The organism is Sphingopyxis sp. MWB1 (assembly GCF_000763945.1).
In the GTDB taxonomy this organism is placed as follows: domain Bacteria; phylum Pseudomonadota; class Alphaproteobacteria; order Sphingomonadales; family Sphingomonadaceae; genus Sphingopyxis.
The window spans coordinates 425332-448717 of record NZ_JQFJ01000002.1 but is presented as its reverse complement, the minus strand read 5'-3'; the positions used below and the strand labels follow the sequence as shown (position 1 = coordinate 448717).

The 23386-nt window shown below is 62.1% G+C and carries 25 protein-coding genes and 1 tRNA gene; 15 read left to right on the top strand and 11 right to left on the bottom strand.

What is annotated here, in order from left to right; translation table 11 throughout:
* Window positions 1-6: 6 nt before the first annotated feature.
* Window positions 7-597, bottom strand: coding sequence for a LysE family translocator (locus JV18_RS0102960; protein WP_033073351.1), 591 nt, complete (start codon window positions 595-597; stop codon window positions 7-9).
* Between the two features lie 82 nt (window positions 598-679).
* On the opposite strand from JV18_RS0102960, the gene JV18_RS0102955 reads away from it, so the two are divergent.
* Both JV18_RS0102955 and JV18_RS0102950 read left to right on the top strand, forming a co-directional pair.
* Window positions 680-1123 carry an Lrp/AsnC family transcriptional regulator gene (locus JV18_RS0102955; RefSeq protein ID WP_081944806.1) on the top strand — a complete coding sequence of 148 codons (444 nt, stop codon included), beginning with the start codon at window positions 680-682 and terminating at the stop codon, window positions 1121-1123.
* A 454-nt stretch (window positions 1124-1577) separates the two neighbouring features.
* On the top strand, window positions 1578-2573 hold the full coding sequence (locus JV18_RS0102950) for an LLM class flavin-dependent oxidoreductase (protein ID WP_033073349.1): 996 nt from the start codon (window positions 1578-1580) through the stop codon (window positions 2571-2573).
* Here JV18_RS0102950 and JV18_RS0102945 read toward each other — a convergent pair.
* Both JV18_RS0102945 and JV18_RS0102940 read right to left on the bottom strand, forming a co-directional pair.
* Window positions 2570-3499 carry a cation diffusion facilitator family transporter gene (locus tag JV18_RS0102945; protein ID WP_033073348.1) on the bottom strand — a complete coding sequence of 310 codons (930 nt, stop codon included), beginning with the start codon at window positions 3497-3499 and terminating at the stop codon, window positions 2570-2572. The two genes, JV18_RS0102950 and JV18_RS0102945, sit on opposite strands and share 4 nt — an antisense overlap.
* Window positions 3496-3933 (bottom strand): hypothetical protein, encoded by a 438-nt coding sequence (locus JV18_RS0102940; protein ID WP_033073347.1) that lies wholly within the window; start codon window positions 3931-3933, stop codon window positions 3496-3498. The genes JV18_RS0102945 and JV18_RS0102940 overlap by 4 nt, the downstream gene beginning before the upstream one ends.
* 163 nt (window positions 3934-4096) lie before the next feature.
* On the opposite strand from JV18_RS0102940, the gene JV18_RS0102935 reads away from it, so the two are divergent.
* The 6 genes from JV18_RS0102935 (at window position 4097) to queE (ending at window position 9321) form a co-directional block, all read left to right on the top strand.
* The gene (locus tag JV18_RS0102935; RefSeq protein ID WP_033073346.1) at window positions 4097-5284 is read left to right on the top strand and encodes an aspartate aminotransferase family protein; all 1188 of its coding nucleotides are present in this window, start codon (window positions 4097-4099) and stop codon (window positions 5282-5284) included.
* Window positions 5281-6207 carry an ornithine carbamoyltransferase gene (gene argF, locus JV18_RS0102930; RefSeq protein WP_033074874.1) on the top strand — a complete coding sequence of 309 codons (927 nt, stop codon included), beginning with the start codon at window positions 5281-5283 and terminating at the stop codon, window positions 6205-6207. The genes JV18_RS0102935 and argF overlap by 4 nt, the downstream gene beginning before the upstream one ends.
* A complete protein-coding gene (gene hslO / locus JV18_RS0102925) occupies window positions 6204-7154 on the top strand; it encodes an Hsp33 family molecular chaperone HslO (protein WP_052071690.1) in 951 nt (316 codons plus the stop codon). The genes argF and hslO overlap by 4 nt, the downstream gene beginning before the upstream one ends.
* 133 nt (window positions 7155-7287) lie before the next feature.
* Window positions 7288-7707 carry a DUF3617 domain-containing protein gene (locus JV18_RS0102920; RefSeq protein ID WP_033073345.1) on the top strand — a complete coding sequence of 140 codons (420 nt, stop codon included), beginning with the start codon at window positions 7288-7290 and terminating at the stop codon, window positions 7705-7707.
* A gap of 254 nt (window positions 7708-7961) precedes the next feature.
* Complete coding sequence (queC, locus tag JV18_RS0102915; protein WP_033073344.1) at window positions 7962-8687, top strand: 7-cyano-7-deazaguanine synthase QueC; 726 nt, start codon at window positions 7962-7964, stop codon at window positions 8685-8687.
* A gap of 4 nt (window positions 8688-8691) precedes the next feature.
* The gene (gene queE / locus JV18_RS0102910) at window positions 8692-9321 is read left to right on the top strand and encodes a 7-carboxy-7-deazaguanine synthase (protein WP_033073343.1); all 630 of its coding nucleotides are present in this window, start codon (window positions 8692-8694) and stop codon (window positions 9319-9321) included.
* Between the two features lie 154 nt (window positions 9322-9475).
* On the opposite strand, the gene JV18_RS0102905 is transcribed toward queE, so the two are convergent.
* Window positions 9476-9793 carry a hypothetical protein gene (locus JV18_RS0102905; protein ID WP_081944658.1) on the bottom strand — a complete coding sequence of 106 codons (318 nt, stop codon included), beginning with the start codon at window positions 9791-9793 and terminating at the stop codon, window positions 9476-9478.
* A gap of 9 nt (window positions 9794-9802) precedes the next feature.
* Window positions 9803-10456: a lipoyl(octanoyl) transferase LipB gene (gene lipB / locus JV18_RS0102900; RefSeq protein ID WP_033073342.1), complete on the bottom strand. Its 654-nt coding sequence runs from the start codon at window positions 10454-10456 to the stop codon at window positions 9803-9805.
* Between the two features lie 153 nt (window positions 10457-10609).
* On the opposite strand from lipB, the gene JV18_RS0102895 reads away from it, so the two are divergent.
* A complete protein-coding gene (locus JV18_RS0102895) occupies window positions 10610-11356 on the top strand; it encodes a glycerophosphoryl diester phosphodiesterase membrane domain-containing protein (protein WP_033073341.1) in 747 nt (248 codons plus the stop codon).
* A gap of 178 nt (window positions 11357-11534) precedes the next feature.
* On the opposite strand, the gene hemF is transcribed toward JV18_RS0102895, so the two are convergent.
* Window positions 11535-12395, bottom strand: a complete 861-nt coding sequence (gene hemF / locus JV18_RS0102890; RefSeq protein WP_033073340.1) for an oxygen-dependent coproporphyrinogen oxidase — start codon at window positions 12393-12395, stop codon at window positions 11535-11537.
* The gene (locus tag JV18_RS0102885; RefSeq protein WP_033073339.1) at window positions 12392-12850 is read right to left on the bottom strand and encodes a tRNA (cytidine(34)-2'-O)-methyltransferase; all 459 of its coding nucleotides are present in this window, start codon (window positions 12848-12850) and stop codon (window positions 12392-12394) included. The genes hemF and JV18_RS0102885 overlap by 4 nt, the downstream gene beginning before the upstream one ends.
* 224 nt (window positions 12851-13074) lie before the next feature.
* Between JV18_RS0102885 and petA the strand changes: the two genes are divergently transcribed.
* The 4 genes from petA to JV18_RS0102865 are packed head-to-tail and all read left to right on the top strand — an operon-like array spanning window position 13075 to window position 16349.
* Complete coding sequence (petA, locus tag JV18_RS0102880; RefSeq protein ID WP_033073338.1) at window positions 13075-13632, top strand: ubiquinol-cytochrome c reductase iron-sulfur subunit; 558 nt, start codon at window positions 13075-13077, stop codon at window positions 13630-13632.
* Between the two features lie 14 nt (window positions 13633-13646).
* The gene (locus tag JV18_RS0102875; RefSeq protein ID WP_033073337.1) at window positions 13647-14927 is read left to right on the top strand and encodes a cytochrome b; all 1281 of its coding nucleotides are present in this window, start codon (window positions 13647-13649) and stop codon (window positions 14925-14927) included.
* Between the two features lie 31 nt (window positions 14928-14958).
* A complete protein-coding gene (locus tag JV18_RS0102870; protein ID WP_033073336.1) occupies window positions 14959-15768 on the top strand; it encodes a cytochrome c1 in 810 nt (269 codons plus the stop codon).
* Window positions 15769-15794: 26 nt separating this feature from the next.
* Window positions 15795-16349 (top strand): adenine phosphoribosyltransferase, encoded by a 555-nt coding sequence (locus JV18_RS0102865; protein WP_033073335.1) that lies wholly within the window; start codon window positions 15795-15797, stop codon window positions 16347-16349.
* A gap of 23 nt (window positions 16350-16372) precedes the next feature.
* Here the strand turns inward: JV18_RS0102865 and JV18_RS0102860 are convergent, their stop codons facing one another.
* The gene (locus JV18_RS0102860; RefSeq protein WP_235302825.1) at window positions 16373-17137 is read right to left on the bottom strand and encodes a DUF1134 domain-containing protein; all 765 of its coding nucleotides are present in this window, start codon (window positions 17135-17137) and stop codon (window positions 16373-16375) included.
* A gap of 233 nt (window positions 17138-17370) precedes the next feature.
* Here JV18_RS0102860 and JV18_RS0102855 point away from each other — a divergent pair.
* Window positions 17371-17463 (top strand) — tRNA-Ser (locus JV18_RS0102855).
* A gap of 18 nt (window positions 17464-17481) precedes the next feature.
* On the opposite strand, the gene JV18_RS0102850 is transcribed toward JV18_RS0102855, so the two are convergent.
* The 3 genes from JV18_RS0102850 to JV18_RS0102840 all read right to left on the bottom strand — a co-directional run bounded on the left by JV18_RS0102850 (window position 17482) and on the right by JV18_RS0102840 (window position 21989).
* On the bottom strand, window positions 17482-18645 hold the full coding sequence (locus JV18_RS0102850) for an acyl-CoA dehydrogenase family protein (RefSeq protein ID WP_033073333.1): 1164 nt from the start codon (window positions 18643-18645) through the stop codon (window positions 17482-17484).
* Window positions 18646-18737: 92 nt separating this feature from the next.
* On the bottom strand, window positions 18738-21071 hold the full coding sequence (locus tag JV18_RS0102845) for a UvrD-helicase domain-containing protein (protein ID WP_052071689.1): 2334 nt from the start codon (window positions 21069-21071) through the stop codon (window positions 18738-18740).
* 48 nt (window positions 21072-21119) lie between these two features.
* Window positions 21120-21989 carry a Rossmann-like and DUF2520 domain-containing protein gene (locus JV18_RS0102840; protein WP_033073332.1) on the bottom strand — a complete coding sequence of 290 codons (870 nt, stop codon included), beginning with the start codon at window positions 21987-21989 and terminating at the stop codon, window positions 21120-21122.
* A gap of 121 nt (window positions 21990-22110) precedes the next feature.
* On the opposite strand from JV18_RS0102840, the gene JV18_RS0102835 reads away from it, so the two are divergent.
* Window positions 22111-23385 (top strand): MFS transporter, encoded by a 1275-nt coding sequence (locus JV18_RS0102835; RefSeq protein ID WP_033073331.1) that lies wholly within the window; start codon window positions 22111-22113, stop codon window positions 23383-23385.
* The last annotated feature ends 1 nt before the right edge of the window (window position 23386 follow it).

Genomic DNA, 23386 nt, shown 5'->3' with positions numbered 1-23386 from the left:
CCGCTGTCAGAGGAGCATCGCCAGCGACGCGACCAGCAGGGCTGCCATCGTCCAGTTAAAGAGGCGCAGCCGCCCTGGCGTGCCCAGCCAGCGCCGCAGCCCCGTTCCCATCACCGCCCACAGGCTGGTCGAGGGCAGGTTGATCACCCCGAAAATTGCCGCGACCACCAGTACTGCGGCCCAATTGCGCTCCGGCGCATAAAGGGTGATGGCCGTCAGTGCCATCGTCCACGCCTTGGGATTGACCCATTGGAACAGCGCGGCTTCGACAAAGCGCATCGGTCGCCCCGCCGCCGCACCCTGGCTTTCGGGCGCTGCGGCATGGGCGATCTTCCACGCGAGCCACAAAAGATAGCCGACGCTCACAACCTTCAGCGCAAGATTGAGGGCCGGGACCAGCTCGAACAATCCCATCAGCCCGACGCCGACCAAAATGATCATCAGCGTAAAACCGCCGCCCACTCCTAGCGCATGCGGAATGGTGCGACGCAGCCCGAAATTGGCGCCCGATGCCATCAGCATCATATTGTTCGGCCCCGGCGTGATCGAGGAAACGAAGGCAAAGGCGGCGAGCGCGAGAAAACTGGCGTGATCCATGGGCGCAATATAATGCGGCCTTCCGGATCGTGGGTTGCAAAGGTTGCCTGACGTGCGGCATAATATGCAATCTATGGCAAAAATGGACGATATTGACCGGCGAATATTGCGCGAATTGTCGCGCGAGGGGCGACTCGCCAATATCGAACTTGCTGACCGTGTGGGCCTTTCCCCCTCCGCCTGCCTGCTCCGCGTGCAGGAACTGGAGCGCGGCGGGGTGATCACCGGCTACCGTGCCTCGATTGACCCCGCCAAAATGGGCAACAGCTTCCTCGCCTATGTCACCGTCGGCCTGTCGTCGCACACCAAGGCATCGCAATCGGATTTCGAAGCCGCCATTGCCGAAGCGCCCGAAGTGCGTGAATGCCATAATCTCACCGGCGCCATCGAATATCTGCTCCGCGTCGAAACCCGCGACCTCGCAGCCTACAAACATTTCCACACCGAAGTCCTCGGCGTGCACCCTCAGGTGAATGCAATCACCACCTATGTCCTGATGGACTCCCCCAAAGACGAACGCGCCTGACGCGCCTGGCTACTCGCACCCCATCGCCACCCCGTAGCCACCCCATCGTCACCCCGGGCTAGACCCGGGGCCCGCCTTCTCTTCAAACCCCACGCTGCAATCGCAAGGCGGGATCTCGATATTTCTCACACAAAGACACAAAGGCACAAAGAAAGGAGAGACTGCCCGCCGTTCCGGTCCTGTGCCACGCTCCGTTCTGCAAGCCTCACAAGGTTCGGTAGAAAGAAAAAGGGCGATCATCCGTTCCCGCGAATTATGCGCACCCCGGCGAAGGCCGGGGGCCAGATGGAGTAGCGCACCGCCATCCAAAGGCCCCTCTTTGTGCCTTTGTGTCTTTGTGTGAGATTATTCCTTCAAGAAACTTTTGGCTCCACCTCCCGCTTTCCGTCCGGAGAGAATATCTTTCCCCCGCCAGCGCTTGCACCCCGCCACCCGCCACCGCATATCGCGTTGCATGACGAAACTCTCTTTCCTCGACCTTGTGCCGATCACCGACCGGGGCAGCGTCGCGCAATCGCTTGCCAATGCCGCCGATCTGGCGCGCCATGTCGCAAGCCTTGGCTACCATCGCTATTGGGTCGCCGAACATCATGGCATGGCGGGCATCGCCAGCGCGGCAACCGCCGTGGTGCTTGCCCATATCGGCGCCGCGACCTCGACGATCCGCATCGGCGCGGGCGGGATCATGCTGCCCAACCATGCTCCCATGGTGATCGCCGAACAATTTGGCACGCTGGAGGCCTTGTTTCCGGGGCGCATCGACCTTGGCCTTGGCCGCGCGCCGGGCTCCGATGGAAAGGTGGCGCGCGCGCTTCGCCGAACCCTCGCGAGCGATGAGCGTCAATTCCCGCAGGATGTGGTGGAGCTTCAGGCCTTTCTCGCGGGCGACGATGCGCTTGGCATCCGCGCCGTTCCGGGGGAGGGGAGTCATGTCCCCTTGTGGATATTGGGCTCCAGCCTGTTCGGCGCGCAGCTCGCCGCCGCGCTCGGCCTCCCCTATGCTTTTGCCAGCCATTTCGCACCCGATGCGCTCGACGAGGCGCTCGACATTTATCGCCGCCAGTTCAAACCCTCAGCGCAGCTCGACAAGCCCTATGCCGCCGCCGCCTTCAACGTCTTTGCCGCCGATACACGCGAGGAAGCAGAGCTGATCGCCAGTTCGCAGCAACAGGCCTTTGTCGCGCTGCGTACCGGCAATCCGGGGCGGATGCCGCCGCCCTTTGCAGGTTATAAGGATGCGCTTCCGCCCAATGCCCGCGCGATCCTCGATCATGTGCTCCAATGTTCGGCGGTCGGCACGGTCGATGATGTCGAGGCGGGATTAAAAGCCTTTGCCGCGCGCACCGGCGTCGATGAAATCATCATCGCCTCGTCCATCTACCACCATGAAGCGCGCAAGACATCGCTGACGCTGACGATGGAAGCGGGCCGCCGGCTCAGCGCTGCCTAGGCGTCCGCCCCCGCCTCCGGCGAGTCGGTCCGAAAGCTCAAGCTGCAAAGCCGCCACGCGCGTTCGCGTCCCATCAGCTCCTCCGCGGCGGGGGGATGCGGCGGGGTGGGCGCGTCGACCTCGGCTGCGATATAGCGCCCCGTCTCACGCAGCCGCACCGAAACATCGCCGAAACGGCGCTGCAATTCGGCGTGCAGCTTTACCGCATCCTCGGCCAGATCGTCATTTTCCAGCGCGCGCGGCGCCCCGTCGAGCAGTTCGGCCACCGCTTGACGCAGCGCCCCCCAGCCGTCGCGCAAGATCGAAACCGAAATGAACAGCGCCGCCGCCGCATCGGCCCACCACCAGCCGAGGCCAATACCCATCACCCCAGCCATGCCCGCTAGCCCGGTCTGCCAGTCGGCCTTTTGCATCAGCGCATCAGTGTGCAGCACCTTGTCCTGAATGCGCTCCGCAATCGGCAGCTTCAAATGGCCGAGGATCAGCGGCGGGACGACCGAATAGGCGAGCGCCGCCAGCATCAGCCAGCCAAGCCACAGCGTTTCGCCAAATAAGGTGATGCCGCCCACCGTCGGATGCTCGCGCCGGATCAGCGTGGTGACGCTTTCATAGGCAAGGAAAGCGCCGACCGCGATTAGCGCTGTCGCGGCAATCAGAAAGGCCAGGCTGTTCGCGCGGCGATAGCCAAAGGGAAAACGGGGGTTCGGTTCCTTTCTTTCCCAATGCGCCGCAATCAGGAAAACCATGGCGGGGATCAGGCTCAACAGATCCTCGATCACCGCTGCCTTCATCGCCTGGCTGCTTCCCATGACCAGCCACATGACGATCACCACGCTGCCCATCCAGCCGAGCGTCCACCACGCCAGCCGAACACCGCGCTGCAAATCGGGGGTAATGTCGTCTGCCACGCCGCCATGAAGGCTCATCGCCGCGCCTCCGCGATCATCCGGTCCGTCGCCAGAATAAAGCCATTTTCTCCATTGCGCCGCGCGATCCGCAGCACAGGTTGCCTGCTGTCGTCGGGCTCCTTGCGGGTCAGTGGTTTGGAAAGCGCGATTTCGGTCTTCCATGGCGACTGCCGCGAAAAATCGCCCACCACGGCGTCAATCTCGCCCTCGCTCAATCGCCGCAGCGCCGTTTCGCCCGCAACTGCTTCAATGGCAAGACGGGCCCCGCGCGCCTGCGCATAGCGGCGCAGCAGCGCCAGCGCTGGATTTGCGTCGCGGGTTCCGGGCACGATCGCGACATTCAGCGCGCTGCGTGCGGTCACTTTCTCATGCGTCCCGGCGGCATCGCGGGGCAGGCTGTCGCAGCCGGGGAGGAGCGGCAAAAAAAGCAACAGGGCAAGGGCGGCTCGCATGGCGGTTGATACGCGCTTCCGCTTTCTTGGTTGCAGCGCCTCGCCGTGCGTCGTCCCCCGTGTTGACGTGGCTTGGCCCGCGGCAGTATAGAAAGCTCCCGACCAAAGGGCGGCCCATATAGGGGGTCGCCTTTTTGCTTTCTCATTTGGAAAGGTTCTGCCCATGTCGATTACGCCGCTGATGCCCGTTTACCCCCGGTGCGCTGTGCGTCCGGTGCGCGGTGAAGGTGCATATCTGATCGGCGAGCGCGGCGAACGATATCTGGATTTCGCCAGCGGCATTGCGGTCAACCTGCTCGGCCATGACCACCCGCATCTGACGAAGGCGATTCAGGAACAGGCCGCGACTTTGATGCATGTGTCGAACCTTTATGGCAGTCCGCAGGGCGAGGCGCTCGCAGCGCGGCTGGTCGACAACACATTCGCCGATACCGTCTTTTTTACCAATTCGGGCGCCGAGGCGGTCGAATGCGCGATAAAGACCGCGCGCGCCTATCATTCGAGCGCGGGCAATGAGCAAAAAAATACGCTCATCACCTTCAACAACGCCTTTCATGGCCGCACGCTCGGCACGATTTCGGCGACCAATCAGGACAAGCTGCGTAAGGGGTTCGACCCGTTGCTTCCCGGCTTTGCCTATGCTCCGTTCGATGACCTCAACGCCGCGCTCGATCTCGTCGATGACAATACGGCGGGCTTTCTCATCGAGCCGGTGCAGGGGGAGGGGGGCATTCGCCCCGCCTCACAGCCTTTCCTCCAGGGGCTGCGCGACATCTGTAACCAGCGCGACCTGATGCTCATTTTTGACGAGGTGCAATGCGGCGTCGCGCGCACCGGCACCCTCTATGCCTATGAACAATATGATATCGCCCCCGATATCATGGCGAGTGCCAAGGGGCTGGGCGGCGGCTTCCCGATCGGGGCCTGCCTTGCGACCGAAAAGGCCGCTCGCGGCATGGTCATCGGCACCCATGGCTCCACCTATGGCGGCAATCCGCTCGCCATGGCCGCGGGACAGGCGGTGCTCGACGTCGTCCTCGAAGAAGGTTTTCTTGAACAGGTAAAGACGACCGGCGACCGGCTGCGTGCCGCGCTCGAACAGATGATCCCCAATCATGACCAGCTGTTCGACAGTGTGCGCGGCATGGGGCTGATGCTCGGTCTCAAGATGAAGAGCGAAAGCCGCGCTTTCGTCGCCCATCTGCGCGATAATCACGGGCTGCTCACCGTTGCGGCGGGCGACAATGTCGTGCGCATCCTACCGCCGCTCAACATCGAACAGGCGCATATCGACGAGTGCGTGGCAAAGCTTTCGGCAGGAGCGGCGAGCTACACGCCGCCGGAAAGCTGATGCGGCACTTCCTGAACCTCAGCGACGCGGGGGGCGATGCTATCGCCGCCATGCTCGCCGACGCCCTCGACCGCAAGACGGCGCGGCAGGGCTGGCCCAAGGCGCGCGTGGACGCCGATGCGCCGCTCGCCGATCATGTGCTGGCGATGATCTTCGAAAAAAGCTCGACGCGCACCCGCGCTTCCTTCGACATTGCGATCCGCCAGTTGGGCGGCAGCGCGATGGTGATGGAGGCAGGCTCGATGCAGCTTGGCCGGGGGGAAACCATCCCGGACACCGCGCGCGTCCTCTCGCGCTTTGTCGATGCGATCATGATCCGCACCGACGATCATGCCAAGGTCGAGGATATGGCGCATCATGCCGATGTGCCCGTCATCAACGGCCTCACCGACCTGTCGCATCCCTGCCAGATTGTCGCTGACCTTCTGACCATCGTCGAAAATGGCAAGGCGCTGCCGGGGCTCGAACTCGCCTGGCTGGGCGACGGCAACAATGTCCTCGCCTCGATCATTGAGGCGGCGGGGCTGTTCGGTTTCAATGTCCGTGTCGGCTGTCCGCAGGGCTATGAACCCGACCCCGCCTTTGTCGAGGCCGCCCGCGCAAAGGGCGCGCGCATCGACTTCATCCGCGACGCCCGCGAAGCCGTATCGGGCGCCGATGTCGTCGTCACCGACACCTGGATTTCGATGGGGCAGGATCATGCGCAGGCCAAGCTTGCGGCCATGGCCCCCTATCAGGTCAATGAAGCGCTGATGAGCAACGCCAAGGCCGACGCCCTCTTCCTCCACTGTCTCCCCGCGCATCGCGGCGAGGAAGTGACCGACGCGGTGATCGACGGCTCCGCCTCGCGCGTCTGGGACGAGGCGGAAAACCGCGTCCATGCACAAAAGTCGGTGCTCCTCTGGGCGCTGGGCAAATTATGAGCGACCACGCCGAAGTCTGGTTCGATCAGCCGCTGGTGCTGACCATTGCCGAACGCCATGTGCGCGGGCGTCTGGTCCGCCTTGGCCCGGCGCTGCGCGATATTCTGAGCGCGCATGATTATCCCCCCGCGGCGGAAAAATTGCTCGCCGAGGCCTTGGTTCTCACCGCGCTCCTCGGCTCGACGCTCAAGGATGAAAAGGGGCAGATGACGCTGCAGGCGCAAACCGGCGGCGGCCCTGTCGAACTGCTCGTCTGCGATTATCGCGGCGGGGAGCTACGCGGCTATCTCAAATTCGATGCCGAACGTCTGGCCGAGGCTGGCACCGATCCGACCTTGTTCGCGCTTTTCGGCGAAGGCTTTCTCGCCATCACCTTCGATCAGGCGACGACCGGCGAACGCTATCAGGGCGTCGTCCCGCTCGAAGGCAGTTCGATCGGCGAGGCTGCCGAACATTATTTCGCCCAGTCGGAACAGATCCCCAGCCTTATCCGCCTCGCTGCGCGCCGCGATGCAGAGGCGGGATGCCTCGCCGGGGGCCTGCTGCTTCAGCATCTTCCCGAAGGCGAAGTAGGGCGCGATCGGCTGCATGTGCGCCACGATCATCCCGAATGGGACCATGCGCGCACCCTTGCGGCGACGCTCAGCGACGAGGAACTGACCGACCCCGCGCTGTCCCTCGACACGCTGGCATGGCGGCTTTTCCACGAAGAGACGGTGCGCGTCGAAACGGGGGCGGCCATTTATCGTGGTTGCCGGTGCAGCACCGAATATTATGCGTCGGTTCTCGCCAAATTCGCCGCTTCCGAACGCGCCGACATGGCCGAAGCGGACGGACGCATCATGGTGGATTGCGCCTTTTGCTCGCGCATTTTCCCTATTCAGCTCGATGATATCGACGAGGCCGGAAAGCTCGCGGAAACGCCCGCGCTCCCTCCCAAAGGCTGATCGGGACCAGAAAACACGCTCTCCGCCATTGTCGACGAAATGAGCGATATTGGCGCCGAATAGTTGAAGTCGGCCTGCTGCGACCCTATCTATAGGGTTGATGGTCGCAGCTTGCGACAATGGAATTGGCAGGATGACGAACAACTATTCTTTTTTACGTGGCGCTGCGCTTATGGGTGCTTTTGCCGGACTCAGCGTGTCTGCTCCCGCACAGGCGCCGTCGCTTGCCATGTTCGATCGGCTGGAAAAGGGCCGGTGGGAATTGAGCGAGCGCGACCGCGCCGGCGCAAAGCAGGTCGTGCGAAGCGTTTGCCTTGGTGAAGCGCGCCGACATTTGGTGCAAGTCCAGCATCCCGGCCAGAGTTGCTCGCAATTTGTGATTTCGGATCAACCTGATCAAGTCACCATCAGCTATAGCTGCACCGGAACCGGGCAGGGACGCACCTCGATCCGGGCGGAAACCAGTCGCGTGGTGCAAATTTCCACGCAGGGAATTGTGAAAGGGCAGCCTTTTTCGCAATCACTGGAAGGTCGTCGAATAGGAAGCTGCTAGGGCCAGTCCCCTCTTTTCTTTTCGAAACCGGAATAAAAAGAGGCGGTTGCTTCAATGAGCAAACACTTGTTGTTAATCTTATAGGCTTAACACGGGTTCGTGCACTTCGGTGTGCTCTTCTCCCTAGCGGCCCCTTGCCGCCCTTGGGCCGCCCGGCATCCGCCTCGCGGCCCTTTTCTTGAATAGCAGGCGGCCTTGCGGGGCCACACAGGCCCACTCTTGCGCGCAAGGGGGCGGCAGCGTATCGGGCGCCTATGCAAGGAATCAAAGGAAAACCGGTTATCGTCCTCCTCTCCGGGGGGCTGGATTCGATGGTTTGCGCGGGTCTGGCAGAGGAAGCAGGCGCACACATCATCGCGCTGACCGTTGATTATAACCAGCGCCACCGCGTCGAACTGGAAGCGGCCACGCGCGTGGCAAAGGCGGTGGGTGCGGCGGAGCATATCGTCCTTCCCCTTGATCTGACGCGCTTTGGCGGATCGGCGCTCACTGCCGATATTGATGTTCCCAAGGATGGGGTGGGCGCGGCGGCGCCTCCTGCCGGGCAAGGAACCGCGGCCGATGTCCCCATCACCTATGTGCCCGCGCGCAACCTGATTTTCCTGTCGCTGACCCTGGGCCTCGCAGAGGCGCGGCAGGCGGCCGATATCGTCATCGGCGTCAACGCGCTCGACTATTCGGGCTATCCCGATTGCCGCCCCGAATTTATCGCAGGCTTTGAAAATCTCGCCGCGCTTGCAACGCGCGATGGCGACAAGGGCGTTGCCTTTCGCATTCACGCCCCGCTGCAATATATGAGCAAGGCCGATATTGCGGCCGAAAGCGCGCGCCTCGGCATGGATGCTGGGATGAGCTGGTCTTGCTATGACCCGACTCCGGAGGGGCTGCATTGCGGACTTTGCGACAGTTGCCGCCTTCGCAGCAAGGGCTTCGCCGACGCGGGGTTGGCCGATCCGACCCGCTACGCGGTTCAGGCATGACGCGATGGTCTATTCGGTAAAGGAAATTTTCCTCACCCTTCAAGGCGAAGGGATGCAGGCTGGGCGCCGCGCAGTGTTCTGCCGCTTTGCCGGATGCAATTTGTGGACGGGGCGCGAGGCGGATCGGGCAAAGGCGATCTGCCAATTTTGCGATACCGATTTTGTCGGCACCGATGGCACGCTGGGCGGCAAATATGATGCGGCGACGCTCGCATCCACCATCGCCGAATGCTGGGGCGCGGGCGAAGCGGACCGCTATGTCGTGCTTACGGGCGGCGAGCCGATGCTTCAGGTCGATGCCGCGCTTGTCGCAGCGCTGCATGAACAGGGTTTCACCATCGCCATTGAAACCAATGGCACTTTGCCGGTTGAACCGACGATTGACTGGATCTGCGTCAGTCCCAAGGCAGGAAGCGAGCTGGTCCAGACGCGCGGCGACGAATTAAAGCTCGTCTGGCCCCAGCCGGGTAGCGACCCTGACCGCCTCGCGACGCTCGACTTCACCCACCGCCTGATCCAGCCGCTCGACGACGCCCGGTCGGCGGATAATATTCAGGCCTGCGTCGATTTCGTGCTGAACGACCCGCGCTGGACGCTGTCGCTGCAAACGCACAAGATCCTGAGCCTGCGATAGCGGTCGGGGAGCCGTTCAACCGGCGCCAGTCTCCAGCTCTATCCGTCTCAGGGCATGCGACAGATCGACGCGCTTCCGGACGAACCCCGATTACGCATGCGGCGCAGAATGGAGAAGAACAGAAGGCCCCACCCCAAAGGCGGTGGCTCAATTCTTACTCCGTGCTCGCATCCTCTTCCGCTGCGCTATCGCTCGAATCGTCAGCCGCGTCATTGCTCTCGTCAGCCTTCGCCTTGGCGCCGTCCTTACTGTCGCTGGTCTCGCCATCGACGCCTTCTCCCGGTTCCGCCGGGGTGCCGTCTTCGGCAACATTGTCGAGGATGATCATCGAATCGCTGATCGTACCGGGTTCGACTTCGACCGCATCCAGCCGCGTGCTGTTCGTCTCCTCGCTCTCTTTTCCGCCGCAGGCTGCGAGCGCAAGGCAAAGCGTCAGGGTGAGGGCGCGCGGTGCGCGAGGCATAAGCATCATGGCCTTCTCCTAATCTTTTGCCGGCAACTTGTCGAGAAAGGCGGGAAGGGTCGCGGCCAGCGCCGCATCCACCTCGGCAAAGCCCGCTGCATGTCCCAGCTCGCGAAGGCTGGTGACCGGAAATTCGGCGATGCCGCACGGCACGATGCCACCGAAATGCGCCATGTCGGGCGCAATATTGAGCGAGAAACCGTGAAGCGTGACCCAGCGGCGGACCCGCACGCCAATCGCGCCGATCTTGGCTTCGCGCCCGTCGGGGGCGTCGGTCCATATCCCGATGCGCCCCTCGGCCCGCCGCGCTTCCACGCCAAGCACCGCCAGCGCGTCGATCACCCAACCTTCGAGCGCGCAGACATAGGCGCGCACGTCGCGCCCGCGCTGCGCGAGGTTTAGCTGGACATAGCCGATCCGCTGCCCCGGCCCATGATAGGTATAGCGCCCGCCGCGCCCCGCCTCATAAACCGGGAAATGCGGATCGAGCAGTTCGGCGGGATCAGCGCTCGTTCCTGCGGTATACAGCGGCGGATGCTCGAGCAGCCAGATGCGCTCGCTCGCATCGCCGCGCTGGATCGCGGCCGCGCGGTTTTCCATATCCGCGAGCGCGGCGGCATAATCGGTCAGGCCGGGGCTGACAGTCCATTCAGGGGCGGTTTTCGATTTCATCACCGCGGCTTCCTGCCTCCCTCGTCGCGGCGAGGCAAGGGGGCAGAGCGAGGATGCGGCAGGAAATGGCGTGCGCCGCCTTTCGGGACTGGACAGGGGAGGATAAGGTCGCCACCGTTCATTCTCCACCATTTTAAAAGCGACGGGGTAAAAATGGCTAATTTTGACATGGGCGCGGCGTGGGAAGACAGCGTGGCTTTGCTCAAGTCGCACAGCGCCTTGACCGGCACGGTCGCGGCCGTCTTTTTCTTCCTGCCTGCCTTGTGCATCGCCTGGTTCGGGCCTGTGGGGGTGGAACCGCCCGCTGGCGCCAGCTTTGAACAGACATGGGCGGTGATGCAGCAGAATGTCTCGATCGCTCTGCCGTATCAGATCATCGGGGGGCTGCTTGCAATGGTCGGCAGCGTGGCGATCCTGCGCCTCTGGCTTTCGCGGACGGGAATCAGCGTGGGCGAAGCCTTGCGGTTCGGCCTGGCCTTCTTCCCCGTAGTCTTCCTGGTGCAACTGCTTAGCGGGGTCGCTATCGGCTTCGGCGCCTTGCTGCTGATCATTCCCGCTCTTTATCTTACCGGGCGCCTTGCCGTGGCGCTTCCCGCGCTCGCGGATCGCTCGCTTCGCAATCCGGTCGAGGCCATTCGCACGAGCTGGGCGTTGACGCAGGGCAATGGCTGGCGCGTATTCTTCTTTATCTTCCTCGTCGCCGTGGTGATTTTCATCATCGCCCTTTTGGTCATTGGGCTCATGGGCGTCATTGTCGGCACGGCGCCGGGTGCAGGGCAGATGATAACCGGCTTTTTCGAGGCGGCCATCGGTGCGGTGGGCAGCCTCGTATCGCTCGCGATTTCTGCCGCCGCCTATCGGCAATTGGCGGTGCAAGGATCATCGCAAATCCTTGACTAGGATGAGCAAGGGGCGGTCAGCGGAAGCTTCCGCGAACCGATCGCCCCCTTCTTCTTTCAACTACTTGTTTTTATTGGAAATTATAGCCTAGCTGTCGAGGGATGAGGCGAAGCGAGAGCCTGCAAAGGCTGGTCCGCTCACCCCATGCCGCGCGGCACTTTCGCAAACATCCGCGCCCTCAATCCCATTTCGCGAGCGGCGGCAGGCTCATCAGGATTGCGTCGATATTTCCGCCGGTTTTCAGGCCGAACAGCGTTCCGCGATCATAGACCAGATTAAACTCGGCATAACGCCCCCGCCACACAAGCAGCGCCTCACGCTCGGCCTCGCTGGCTGGATGGTCCATACGCTTGCGAACGATTTTGGGGAAAATGTCGAGGAAAGCCTCGCCAACCCCGCGCGTGAACTCGAAATTGCGGTCGAATTCGGCATCGTCGCCGCATTCCAGATGGTCGTAAAATATGCCCCCCACGCCGCGATGCACGCCGCGATGCGGGATATAAAAATAATCCTCCGCCCATTTGGCATAGCGATCATAGACATCGGGCCCAAAGGGCGCGCACGCGGCGCGCAGCCGCGCATGAAAGGCGTCGCTATCCTCCTGATAGGGGATGGGTGGGTTCAGATCGGCGCCGCCGCCGAACCACCGCTTGGTCGTGACCAGAAAACGCGTGTTCATATGCACGGCGGGAACATGCGGATTCGCCATATGCGCAACCAGACTGATCCCCGTCGCGAAAAAGCTGGGGTCATCCCCCGCGCCATGGATCGACTTGGCGAAATCGGGCGCAAATTCGCCCCCCACCGTCGAGACGTTGACGCCGACCTTTTCAAAGACCTTGCCCTTCATCACCCCGCGCACGCCGCCGCCGCCCTCGCCGGGCGCCAGCCCGTCGGCTTCACGGTCCCAGGGGATATATTCGAAACGCGCGTCGCTCCCGGCTTCCGCCTCCACCGCTTCAAATTCGGCGCAAATCCGGTCGCGCAGCGTTTCGAACCAGCTGCGCGCTGCTTGCTGCTGGGGGTCGAGGGGTTTCATGCCGCAAAGCCTTTCGTCTGCCTCAATGCTTCCGCCAGCGCGATGCCAGCGGCGACCGCGACATTCAAGGAGCGAAATCCCGCGCGCATAGGAATCGCAACGCGCGCATTGACCGCCTCATGCACGTGCGGCGGCACCCCTGACGATTCGGAACCGAACAACAGGATATCGCGCGTTTCGAAGGCAAAGGCGGGAAGGGGGGTAGCGCCCGCCGTCGTCAAAAGGATAATCCGCTTTCCCGCCTGCGCCTGTTTCGCGGCAAAGCTTTCCCAGTCGCCATGGCGCTCCAGCGCGGCTTGCGCGGCATAGTCCATCCCCGCGCGCCGCAACGCCTGCGGCGAAAAGGGAAAGCCGCATGGCTCGATAATATGCGCGGGAACGCCAAAGCAGGCCGCGGTGCGAAGCGTCGTGCCGACATTGCCCGCGATATCGGGTTGAAACAGGGCAATCTCCATGCGCGGCGCCTTATCGCCGTAGCGTTCTGAAATCGAGCGTTAATGGCCGGGGGGCGATGGCGGGCGCCCAAAGGGGAAATTGCCTGTTGGCAAGGATGGTGTGTGCGGCTATCAGGCCCCAAATTCCCGGAGGGGCCGTCGGGATATGCGCCATGCTATGCGTGCGGAGAGGGCGACCCACATCTCGGGAAAAACCTTTGTTTACCCAGGGTAAGGGCGATCGCATGGCCAGTGAAACCGAAGTCAGCACCAATATGGAGGACGGCGTCCGACGCCGTGATTTCATCAATATTGCCGCGGTCAGCTTTGCCGGGGTCGGTGCCGGCGCGGTGGTTCTGCCGCTGGTCAACCAGATGAACCCGTCGGCCGACGTGCTGGCGCTTTCCTCGACGGAGATCGATATTTCCGCGATCCAGTCGGGTCAGGCCATCAAGACGAGCTGGCGCAAGCAGCCGGTGTTCGTCCGCAACCTCACGCCGCAGGAAATTGCCGCAGCCAATGCTGTGCCGATGAGCGATCTGCGCGACGCCGAAACCCTGGCCGAGCGCACCAAGGCGGGCAAGGAAAACTGGCTTATCACCCTGGGTGTGTGCACCCACCTCGGCTGTGTGCCGCTGGGCGCCGCTGAAGGCGAGAATCGCGGCGATTATGGCGGTTATTTCTGCCCGTGCCACGGGTCGCACTATGACACCGCCGCCCGCATCCGCAAGGGGCCCGCGCCGACCAATCTGGTTGTGCCGCCCTATGAATTCACCAGCGACACTGTCGTGACGATCGGCTGAGGAGCGAGAATAAGATGAGCTTTCCCTGGGCCAAGAACTATGAGCCGCAGCAGCCGCTGATGAAGTGGCTCGACGAGAAGCTGCCCCTGCCGCGTCTTGTCTATAATGCGATCGGCGCCGGTTATCCCGTTCCGCGCAACCTCAACTATTTCTGGAATTTTGGTGTCCTTGCCGGTGCCGCGCTGGCGATCCAGATCATCACCGGCATCGTGCTGGCGATGCATTATTCGGCCAATGTCGGCGTTGCCTTCAATTCGGTCGAGCATGTGATGCGCGACGTCAATGCCGGCTGGTTCATCCGCTACGCGCATATGAACGGCGCCAGCATGTTTTTCATCGTCGTCTATCTGCACATCTTCCGCGGCCTTTATTATGGTTCGTACAAGGCGCCGCGCGAAATGGTGTGGCTGCTGGGGGTCGTGATCTTCCTGTTGATGATGGCGACCGCCTTCATGGGCTATGTGCTTCCCTGGGGTCAGATGAGCTTCTGGGGCGCGCAGGTGATCACCGGATTCTTCTCGGCCATCCCGCTGGTAGGCGAACCGGTGCGCCAGTGGCTGCTGGGCGGGTTCGTTCCCGACAATGCAACGCTGAACCGCTTTTTCTCGCTGCACTATCTGCTGCCCTTCGTGATCCTGGGCGTGGTGATCCTGCACATCTGGGCGCTGCATATTCCCGGTTCGAACAATCCGACGGGTATCGAGGTGAAGGACGAACAGGATACTGTGCCCTTCCACCCCTATTACACCGCCAAGGATGGTTTCGGCCTCGGCGTCTTCCTGCTTGTGTTTGCGGGGCTGACCTTCTTCTCGCCGAACATGCTGGGCCATGCGGACAATTATATTCCCGCCAACGCCCTGTCGACGCCGGCGCATATCGTTCCCGAATGGTATTTCCTGCCCTTTTACGCGATCCTGAAGGCCTTCACCTTCAACTTCCTGTGGATCGACGCAAAGCTGTGGGGCGTCATCGCGATGTTCGCGTCGATCGCGCTCCTCTTCTTCCTGCCCTGGCTCGATAGCTCGCCGGTCAAATCGTCGACCTATCGCCCGCTGTACAAGAAATTCTTCTGGGTGCTGGTGGCCGACGTCATTCTGCTCGGCATTTGCGGCAAGATGCCTGCCGAGCAGCCCTGGGTGATTCTCAGCCAGATCGGCGCCATCTATTATTTCGCTCACTTCCTGATCATTCTGCCCATCGTTTCGCGGATCGAACGTCCGCTGCCGATGCCGAATTCGATCACCGAAGCTGTCCTTGCAAAAAAGGCCGACGAAACGTCGGCGGCAACGGCCTGAGCGCCGGACATTTATAGGAGCTGATACAGCCATGGTTCGTCCGCTCGGATTTCTCGTTGGCCTCGGGTTCATCACCGCGCTGGTGCTCGCGATCTTCACGACGCCGCTCAAGAATGAGCCCAATGTCGCCTATAGTTTCGTCAAGCACCCCAAGCATCTGAAACTGTCCAGCGACGGCGTGTTTCCGCACTGGGATCTCGCGCAGCTTCAGCGCGGGATGCAGGTGTACAAGGAAGTCTGCTCGGCCTGTCACAGCCTCGATCTGGTCGCGTTCCGCAACATTCAGGATCTCGGCTATACCGAAGGCCAGGTGAAGGCTTTTGCAAAGAGCTTTCAGGTTCCGTCGATAAACCCGGACACGGGTGAACCCGCGACACGCGATGGCTTGCCCTCGGATCATTTCCCGGCACCCTATGCCAATGAGGTTGCCGCACGTGCTGCCAACAACAATGCCATTCCGCCGGATCTTTCGCTGATCACCAAGGCGCGCGAAGGCGGCAAGGATTATGTTTATTCGTTGCTGACGGGCTATCAGAATCCGCCTGCCAACCTTCCGAAGGAACTGCAGCCGGGGCCGGGGCTTCACTACAATCCCTATTTCCCGAACCTGAACCTTGCGATGGCGAAGCCGTTGAATGACAATCAGGTCACTTATGCCGACGGCACCAAAGCCACCGTCGATCAGATGTCAAAGGATGTGACGGCATTCCTCGTCTGGACTGCTGAGCCCAAGCTGGTGAAGCGCGTGCAGGTCGGTTGGGCTGTCATGGCCTATCTGCTGATTTTCACGATCCTCGCTTTCCTGTCCTATCGCAACATCTGGGCGAACAAGGAACATTGAGCAAAGAGGGAAGGGCGATTGCCCCGATGATCGCCCTTCCGCCTCAACCGGATCTCGATCTTGCGTCGCTGGTCCGAACAATCCCCGACTTTCCCAAGCCGGGGATCCAGTTTCGCGATATCACCACATTGATCGGCCACGCCGCCGGCTTTTCCGAAGCCGTGCGGCGTTTGTCGCATCGTGCGTCCGCCTATGATCCCGATCTGATCGTGGCGGTGGAAGCGCGCGGCTTCCTGTTCGGCGCGGCCATGGCGACCGCCATGGGGGTCGGCCTTGTCCCGGTCCGCAAAGCGGGCAAGCTTCCCGGCGTGACCATCGGCGTCGATTATGAGCTGGAATATGGCGCCGACCGGCTGGAGCTGCACGATGGCGCCGTGGCCGCGGGACAGCGCGTGCTGCTTGTCGATGATCTGCTGGCAACCGGCGGCACCATATTGGCCACGGCAAAGCTGATGCAAAATGTCGGCGCGGACGTGGCGGCGGCACTTTTCGTGATCGACCTGCCCGACCTCGGCGGATCAAAACGCCTCGCCGATGCCGGGCTGTGCTGCGAAACGCTCATCGCCTTCGAGGGCGACTAGGGAGCAGCGACTGGCGGGGGGCCTCAGAAGGGCACCCAGCTCTGCTTCTTGCGGAACTTCATATAGCCGATATTTGCCCCCAGCCGGGCCCCGACCCCGACGCGGATCGGGATCAGCACAACATCACCGCGGCGCAAATAGCTCGCGTTGAACCCGCCGAGCAGATAGGCGGCGCCTTCCCCGGCAGGAAAGCGCTTGTACAAATCTTCGGTGTCGAACAGATTGTAAACCAGAACGAAAGTATTGCCCGCATTGGCCCCCGCATCAAAACCAATGGACGGCCCCGTCCAATAGGCAGGCTGTTCGCCCTCAATCTTGTGATAAAGCGTGCCCGATCCATAGCGCAGCCCGATGCCGAGCGCGCCGCCGGCTTCGCGCCCGACGATATACGCGTTGGGCTCGCCCTGCTTCTTCAGAATATCTTCAATCAGCCCCGCGAGACCCTGGGCGCCCTTGCCGAACACGCCTTCGGCAGCACCGATTAGATCATCCTGCTTATAGGTTTCGGCAGGATCGACCGTCGTCGCCGTCGAGGGCGATCCCGTCGCCGGCGCTGTTGCCGAAGGATTGGCAGGCGCGCCATATTGCTCGTCGCCGGTGGCGAGATCGCTGTCGATGTCGCTGGGACTATTATAATCGGCGGGGGGCGGAGGTGGGGGATTGTCGAGATCGGCATCAATCGCTGTATTGGGATCGATGCTTGTCATCTGCGCTTGCGCCGCAGGCGAAAGCGACATCGCAATCGCAGCGCCAATGGCAATGGCGAGATTGGTGAATTGACGTCGCATATCGTCCCCCGCGGTCCAAAACGGCGCAGCGCGCCGCTGAATAAGGTTAATCATGACTCGCTTTGCCTTTCCGGCAATGAACCGGCGATGACCCGAGTCGATTTTGCGTCGGACCGAATCCGCATCGGCGAAGTCTAATGCCAAAAAATGATGATGTTAGACATTGCAGCCCGCCGCACCTCTGGCTATAGCGCCCGCCTAGGCCAGACTGTCGTTAGCGCGGCAGGCCATGCGGAGACGTGGGTGAGTGGCTGAAACCAACGGTTTGCTAAACCGTCGTACTGGTAAATCCGGTACCGAGGGTTCGAATCCCTCCGTCTCCGCCACCTATCCCCATGCCCCCATCAGCCAGCGTAATCGCGGATCATATTTTTCGCGATGACCAGTTGCTGGATCTGCGTCGTGCCTTCGTAAATGCGATAGATGCGGCAGTCGCGATAGAAGCGTTCGGCCTGATATTCCTTGAGATATCCCGCCCCGCCGTGAATCTGGACCATGCGGTCGGCAACGCGGCCGCACATTTCGCTGGCGAACATTTTGGTCGCGGCCGCCTCGACGATGATTTTCTCGCCGCGATCGGCGCGGGCGCAGGCGTCGGCGAGCATGCAGTCGGCGGCGTAGATTTCGGCCTTGCTGTCGGCGAGCATCGCCTGAATGAGCTGGAAATTGGCGATGGGCTCGCCAAAGGCCTTGCGCTCTATGGCATATTGCAGTCCGGCGTCGAGCATTCTTTTCGCATAGCCAACGCTAGCCGCTGCGACCGACAGGCGACCATTGTCGAGGCTCTGCATCGCGGCGCGAAAACCGATGCCTTCCTCGCCCCCCAACAGGGCGTCGCCATCGACGTGGACATTGTCCAGGATCACATCGGCAATCTGCGATCCTGCCTGACCCATCTTGCCATCGGGCTTGCCGATCGACACGCCAGCGACGTCACGAGGGACGAGGAAGGCGCTGACATGCGCGTTTTTGGGCAAGGCTTCCGCATTGGTGCGCGCCATCACCAGGATCATGTCGGCGAAAGGCGCGTTGGTGATATAGCGTTTGGTGCCATTGAGCACATAGCCATTGCCGTCGCGCACCGCCCGCGTCTTCATCGCGGCGCTGTCGGACCCGCTATCGGGTTCGGTGAGGCCAAAGGCGGCGATGGCCCCTGAAGCGAGCTTGGGCAGCCATTGCTGCTTTTGCCGTTCGGTTCCGAAGGCGAGAATGGATTTGCACACCATGCCGATATTGATCGACACGATCGAGCGATAGGCGGGCGCCGCATAGGCAAGCGATTTGATGAAGCCGATATATTGGCTGATATTCATGCCGGCACCGCCATATTCTTCGGGCATGGTTACGCCGAACAGGCCCATGTCGCGCATTTCGGCCAAAATATCGTCGGGTACCCGGCCCAGCTCTTCGAGCTGATCCTCCGCCGGAATCAGCCGCTCGCGCACATAGCGGTCGAGCTGCTCGATGAAGGCGTTATAGACGTCGGCGTCCATTCCCGATTTGGTCATCGCAACATTCTCCCCAAAAATTTGAGTTGCGAATAGCAATGTGTTCGGGGCGGGGCCAGCCCGAAACAGGGGATGGGGAAGCGAAGGCAGTTTCAGGCGGCGTGGATGAAACCGTCGAGCACTTTTTTGCTGCCCGCCTGCTCAAATTCGACATCAAGCTTGTTGCCGTCAATGGCGATGATTTCGCCATAGCCGAATTTTTCGTGGAAGACGCGCATGCCGATGGTCAGGTCGGCCCGGGGCTTGGCGCCGACAGAAGCGGCAGGCGCGCCTTCGGAGGGCGCGGGTGCGCGGGTGATGGTGGAGCTTTGCGCCACCGCGCGCTGCCAGGCGGGACCGCGCGTCATGGTGCGGGCGGGATTATTCTTTGCGACATGGGCAAAGGGGTCGCCCTGCGCCGACCAATTGGCGCGCCACAGGCTCTGGCCGCCCCCAAAGCTGTTCTCGCTCGCCACATGTTCGGGCGGAATTTCGGCGATAAAGCGGCTGGGAATGCTGCTGGTCCACTGACCGTAAATGCGGCGGTTGGCCGCATGATAAATGCTCGCCCGCTGGCGCGCGCGGGTGATGGCGACATAGGCGAGGCGGCGTTCTTCCTCCAGGCTAGCGAGGCCGCCCTCGTCGAGCGCGCGCTGTGAGGGAAAGACGCCATCCTCCCATCCGGCGAGGAAGACATGATCAAATTCCAGCCCCTTGGCGGCGTGGATGGTTATGATGGTCACGGCTTCGCTCTGATCCTCATTGTCGCGGTCCATGACGAGGCTGACATGCTCCAGAAAAGCCTCCAGCGACTCATATTCCTCCATCGCGCGCACCAGTTCGGAGAGGTTTTCGAGTCGCCCCGCCGCTTCGGCGCTACGGTCTGTCTGCAGCATGGCGGTATAGCCCGATTCATCAAGGATGAGCTGCGTAAGCTCGGAGTGCGAAAGCTCATTGGCCTTGGCCTGCCAGCCCCGAACCAATCCCACGAAATGGACGAGCTGGCGCCGGGCCTGCGGGGTGAGCTCGTCGGTCTCGACGATGCGCGCCGCAGCATGAAACAGGGCGCTGCGCTCGATCCGCGCGAACTGGTGAATACGCGACAAGGCCTTGTCCCCCAGTCCGCGTTTGGGAACATTGACAATGCGTTCAAACGCCAGATCGTCGGCGGGCGAATGGATGAGGCGCAAATAAGCGAGCGCGTCGCGAATTTCGGCGCGTTCGTAAAAGCGGAAACCCCCGATGATGCGATAGGGCATTCCGATGGCGATAAAGCGATCCTCGAACTCGCGCGTCTGAAACTGGGCGCGCACCAGAATGGCGGCGCGGCCGAGGCTGATCTGGCGATGCTGCAACGCTTCCAGATCCTCGCCGATGCGCCGTGCCTCCTCGGGGCCGTCCCAGACGCCGACCACCCGCAGCTTGTCGCCCGCATCAAGCTCGGTCCACAAGGTCTTGCCCAAACGGTCCGAATTTTGCGCGATCAGCGCCGATGCGGCGGCCAGTATCTGCGGCGTCGAGCGATAATTCTGTTCCAAGCGGATCACCGTCGCGCCAGGAAAATCCTTTTCAAACCGCAAAATATTGGCGACTTCGGCGCCGCGCCAGGAATAGATGGACTGGTCGTCATCGCCGACGCAGCAGATATTCTTGCGCTCCTGGGCGAGCAGGCGCAGCCACAGATATTGGCTCGCATTGGTGTCCTGATATTCGTCGACCAATATATATTTGAAACGCTGTTGATATTGCTCGAGCACGTCGCGATGCTTTTTGAGGATCACCAGCATGTGGAGGAGCAGGTCGCCGAAATCGCAAGCATTGAGCGTCTTCAGCCGCGCCTGATACAGCGCGTAAAAATGCTGCCCCTTGCCATCGGCATAGGCCTGCTTGTCGGCTTCATCGAGGTCGGGCGGCGTGAGGCCGCGATTTTTCCACTTGTCGATCAGCCCCGCCAACTGCCGCGCGGGCCAGCGCTTTTCATCAAGCCCCTCGGCCTGGATGAGCTGTTTGAGCACGCGCAGCTGGTCATCGGTGTCGAGGATGGTGAAATTGCTCTGCAAGCCCACCAACTCGGCATGCCGGCGTAGCATTTTCGCGCAGATGCTGTGAAACGTGCCCAGCCAGGGCATGCCTTCCACCGCATCGCCGATCATCCGTCCGATCCGTTCGCGCATTTCGCGCGCGGCCTTATTGGTGAAGGTGACCGCCAATATCTCTGACGGCCAGGCCCGCCGCGTCGCGATGATATGCGCCAGCCGTGCCGTGAGTGCCGCCGTCTTGCCCGTGCCAGCCCCCGCAAGCATCAGCACCGGCCCTTCGGTCGTCAGCACCGCTTGTCGCTGCGGGCCGTTCAGTCCCAGGATATAGGGCGGGTCCGACGGGTCGGGCGGTGGCAGGTCGAGAGGAGAGGGGGGAATGCTGTTCACGCGCGAACGATTAGGGAACATGAGCCCCGCTGTCCAGTACCCGGCCCGCGTCAGCGACGGCAAGGTCCGTCAGCCGATCCGCTGCCTCAAAGCTGTTCGGTCGCCCGGCACCGCGTCGCGTTCCAGCCGGTCGAGTGTAGCACAGGCCATGGCGCGATAGGCCGGCAAGAGCGCGGGGCATTCGGCCTCCAGCGCCGCCAGATGATCGGCAATCGTCCCGGCATCGCCGCGCAAGATCGGCCCCGAAAGCGCCGAAAAACCTCGCGAAAGGCTGTTGGCGAGCGCGGCGCGCACCAGCGGCGCCAGCAGCGGTCCCGGCTCCTCGACTCCGGCATTCACCAATGCCTCCGACGCATCTGCCATCAGGGTGACGAGATGATTGGAGGCATGGCAAAGAGCGGCATGATAGAGCGGGCGCTGATTTTCCCCAATTTCAACGGCCACGCCTTTCAGCCGCGCGACAAGGTCGCGTGCATGCAGCGTTGCTGCCGGGCTTGATCCGGTAATGGCAAAGCGTGCGCGTGCCATGCGCGCAACTTCGGCCTGCGGCTCGCCGGTAAAGGTCATCACCGGATGCACCGCTGCCGTCAGCGCGCCTGCCGCTGCAAGGGGCGCGAGAATATCGGCACCGCTCCGCCCGCTGACATGAAAGACGAAAGGCGCATGGCCTTCCGGAATCGCCCACGCCAACTCCCTGACCACTTCTTCCAATGCATCGTCGGATACGGCAAGCGCGATCAGCTTGGTTTCCGCTGCCAGCGCCCCGAGCGAGGCGACTGGACGTACGACCGGAACGCGCGCCAAGACACCCTTCAGGCTTGCGGCGGAGCGCGTCCATAACAGGGGAGGCGGCGCCTCAGGGGCCGCGAGCCCAAGCGCCAGAGCTTGGCCGACGCGCCCTGCGCCCACTATGCCGACAGGCTGGGAAAGATCATTCATGCCTGTTCGTAACGCCGCGGCTGGTTCGACACCAGAAAGGAAGTGATCATATCTATGCTTGCGCAAGCGCATCAAACAGGGAACAGCGAATCACGATACTCACAGAAAAAGAGCCTGCGTCTTGATAAATCTCACCCCGTATCGCCAGAATAGCCGCGTTCTTACGGCGAGTCTTGTCGGCACGGCGGTCGAATTTTACGATTTCTATATTTATGGCACTGCCGCCGCGCTGGTCTTTGGTCCGCTCTTCTTTCCGGCTGAATCGCCGTCCGCGCAATTAATGCTCAGCTTCATGAGCTTTGCGCTGGCTTTCTTTGCGCGGCCTGTTGGAGCGGTCGTCTTCGGCCATTTCGGCGACCGTATCGGGCGCAAATCGACGCTTGTTGCTTCCCTGATGCTGATGGGCGCCTCGACTTTGCTCATCGCCTTTCTGCCCACCTATGCCATGGTCGGCTGGGTGGCGCCCTTGTTGCTGTGCATTTTGCGCTTTGGGCAGGGGCTCGGCCTTGGCGGCGAATGGGGCGGTGCGGCCTTGCTCGCGGTCGAAAATGCCCCGCCGGGCTGGCGCGCCCGCTTCGGCATGTTCCCGCAGCTGGGCGCTCCTGTGGGCTTCATCGCTGCCAATGGCCTTTTCCTGCTCCTTGGCCTGTGGCTCAGCGATGCCGAGTTCATGGCATGGGGCTGGCGCATTCCCTTCCTCTTTTCCGCCCTGTTGGTCGGTCTCGGCCTGTGGGTGCGGTTGAAGATCGGCGAAACCCCCGCCTTTGCCGAAGCGATGGAGGCGGGGCCGCCGCCGGGCGTGCCGCTGGGGCAATTGCTACGGCATCATTTGCTCATCACCCTTGCCGGCATTCTCGCGGTCGTCGCCTGTTTCGCCATTTTCTACCTCGCGACCAGTTTCGCGCTGGCGCATGGTACGACGACGCTCGGCTATGGGAAGGAAGCCTTTCTGCTTGTGCAGCTGGGGGCGATTCTCTTCATGGCTGCGGGTATCATCTACGCCGGCTATGCAAGCGACGCATCGAGCGCGCAGCGCGTGCTGGGGCTTGGGTGTGGGGCGACTATTTTTATCGGTCTGTTTTTCGGTCCGGCGCTGGCGTCGGGATCGCTTGCGGTCGTCGGACTGGGCCTGGCCGCCGCGCTTTTTGTCATGGGGCTGGTTTATGGTCCGCTGGGTGTCTGGTTGACGCAGCTTTTTCCTGTTCATGTCCGCTATACGGGGGCATCGGTCGCTTTCAACGGGGGCGGCATATTGGGCGGCGCAGCCGCGCCCATTGTCGCGCAAGCGCTGGGCGATTGGGGCGGCACCGAAGTGGTCGGCCTTTATCTGGCACTCGCCGGGGCGTTAAGCTGGATCGGCCTGATGATCGTCAAACGTCGCGGCGCGGCGGTCTGAC

Coding starts and splice junctions, on each gene's coding strand:
- JV18_RS0102955 (WP_081944806.1), top strand. CDS start 680: ATGGACGATATTGACCGGCGAATATTGCGCGAATTGTCGCGCGAGGGG.
- JV18_RS0102895 (WP_033073341.1), top strand. CDS start 10,610: ATGGCTAATTTTGACATGGGCGCGGCGTGGGAAGACAGCGTGGCTTTG.
- JV18_RS0102860 (WP_235302825.1), bottom strand. CDS start 17,137: ATGCGACGTCAATTCACCAATCTCGCCATTGCCATTGGCGCTGCGATT.
- JV18_RS0102850 (WP_033073333.1), bottom strand. CDS start 18,645: ATGACCAAATCGGGAATGGACGCCGACGTCTATAACGCCTTCATCGAG.
- JV18_RS0102865 (WP_033073335.1), top strand. CDS start 15,795: ATGATCGCCCTTCCGCCTCAACCGGATCTCGATCTTGCGTCGCTGGTC.
- JV18_RS0102840 (WP_033073332.1), bottom strand. CDS start 21,989: ATGAATGATCTTTCCCAGCCTGTCGGCATAGTGGGCGCAGGGCGCGTC.
- JV18_RS0102870 (WP_033073336.1), top strand. CDS start 14,959: ATGGTTCGTCCGCTCGGATTTCTCGTTGGCCTCGGGTTCATCACCGCG.
- JV18_RS0102905 (WP_081944658.1), bottom strand. CDS start 9,793: ATGATGCTTATGCCTCGCGCACCGCGCGCCCTCACCCTGACGCTTTGC.
- hslO (WP_052071690.1), top strand. CDS start 6,204: ATGAGCGACCACGCCGAAGTCTGGTTCGATCAGCCGCTGGTGCTGACC.
- lipB (WP_033073342.1), bottom strand. CDS start 10,456: ATGAAATCGAAAACCGCCCCTGAATGGACTGTCAGCCCCGGCCTGACC.
- petA (WP_033073338.1), top strand. CDS start 13,075: ATGGCCAGTGAAACCGAAGTCAGCACCAATATGGAGGACGGCGTCCGA.
- JV18_RS0102950 (WP_033073349.1), top strand. CDS start 1,578: ATGACGAAACTCTCTTTCCTCGACCTTGTGCCGATCACCGACCGGGGC.
- JV18_RS0102920 (WP_033073345.1), top strand. CDS start 7,288: ATGACGAACAACTATTCTTTTTTACGTGGCGCTGCGCTTATGGGTGCT.
- JV18_RS0102945 (WP_033073348.1), bottom strand. CDS start 3,499: ATGAGCCTTCATGGCGGCGTGGCAGACGACATTACCCCCGATTTGCAG.
- JV18_RS0102885 (WP_033073339.1), bottom strand. CDS start 12,850: ATGGAGATTGCCCTGTTTCAACCCGATATCGCGGGCAATGTCGGCACG.
- JV18_RS0102935 (WP_033073346.1), top strand. CDS start 4,097: ATGTCGATTACGCCGCTGATGCCCGTTTACCCCCGGTGCGCTGTGCGT.
- JV18_RS0102940 (WP_033073347.1), bottom strand. CDS start 3,933: ATGCGAGCCGCCCTTGCCCTGTTGCTTTTTTTGCCGCTCCTCCCCGGC.
- JV18_RS0102845 (WP_052071689.1), bottom strand. CDS start 21,071: ATGTTCCCTAATCGTTCGCGCGTGAACAGCATTCCCCCCTCTCCTCTC.
- hemF (WP_033073340.1), bottom strand. CDS start 12,395: ATGAAACCCCTCGACCCCCAGCAGCAAGCAGCGCGCAGCTGGTTCGAA.
- queC (WP_033073344.1), top strand. CDS start 7,962: ATGCAAGGAATCAAAGGAAAACCGGTTATCGTCCTCCTCTCCGGGGGG.
- queE (WP_033073343.1), top strand. CDS start 8,692: ATGGTCTATTCGGTAAAGGAAATTTTCCTCACCCTTCAAGGCGAAGGG.
- JV18_RS0102875 (WP_033073337.1), top strand. CDS start 13,647: ATGAGCTTTCCCTGGGCCAAGAACTATGAGCCGCAGCAGCCGCTGATG.
- JV18_RS0102960 (WP_033073351.1), bottom strand. CDS start 597: ATGGATCACGCCAGTTTTCTCGCGCTCGCCGCCTTTGCCTTCGTTTCC.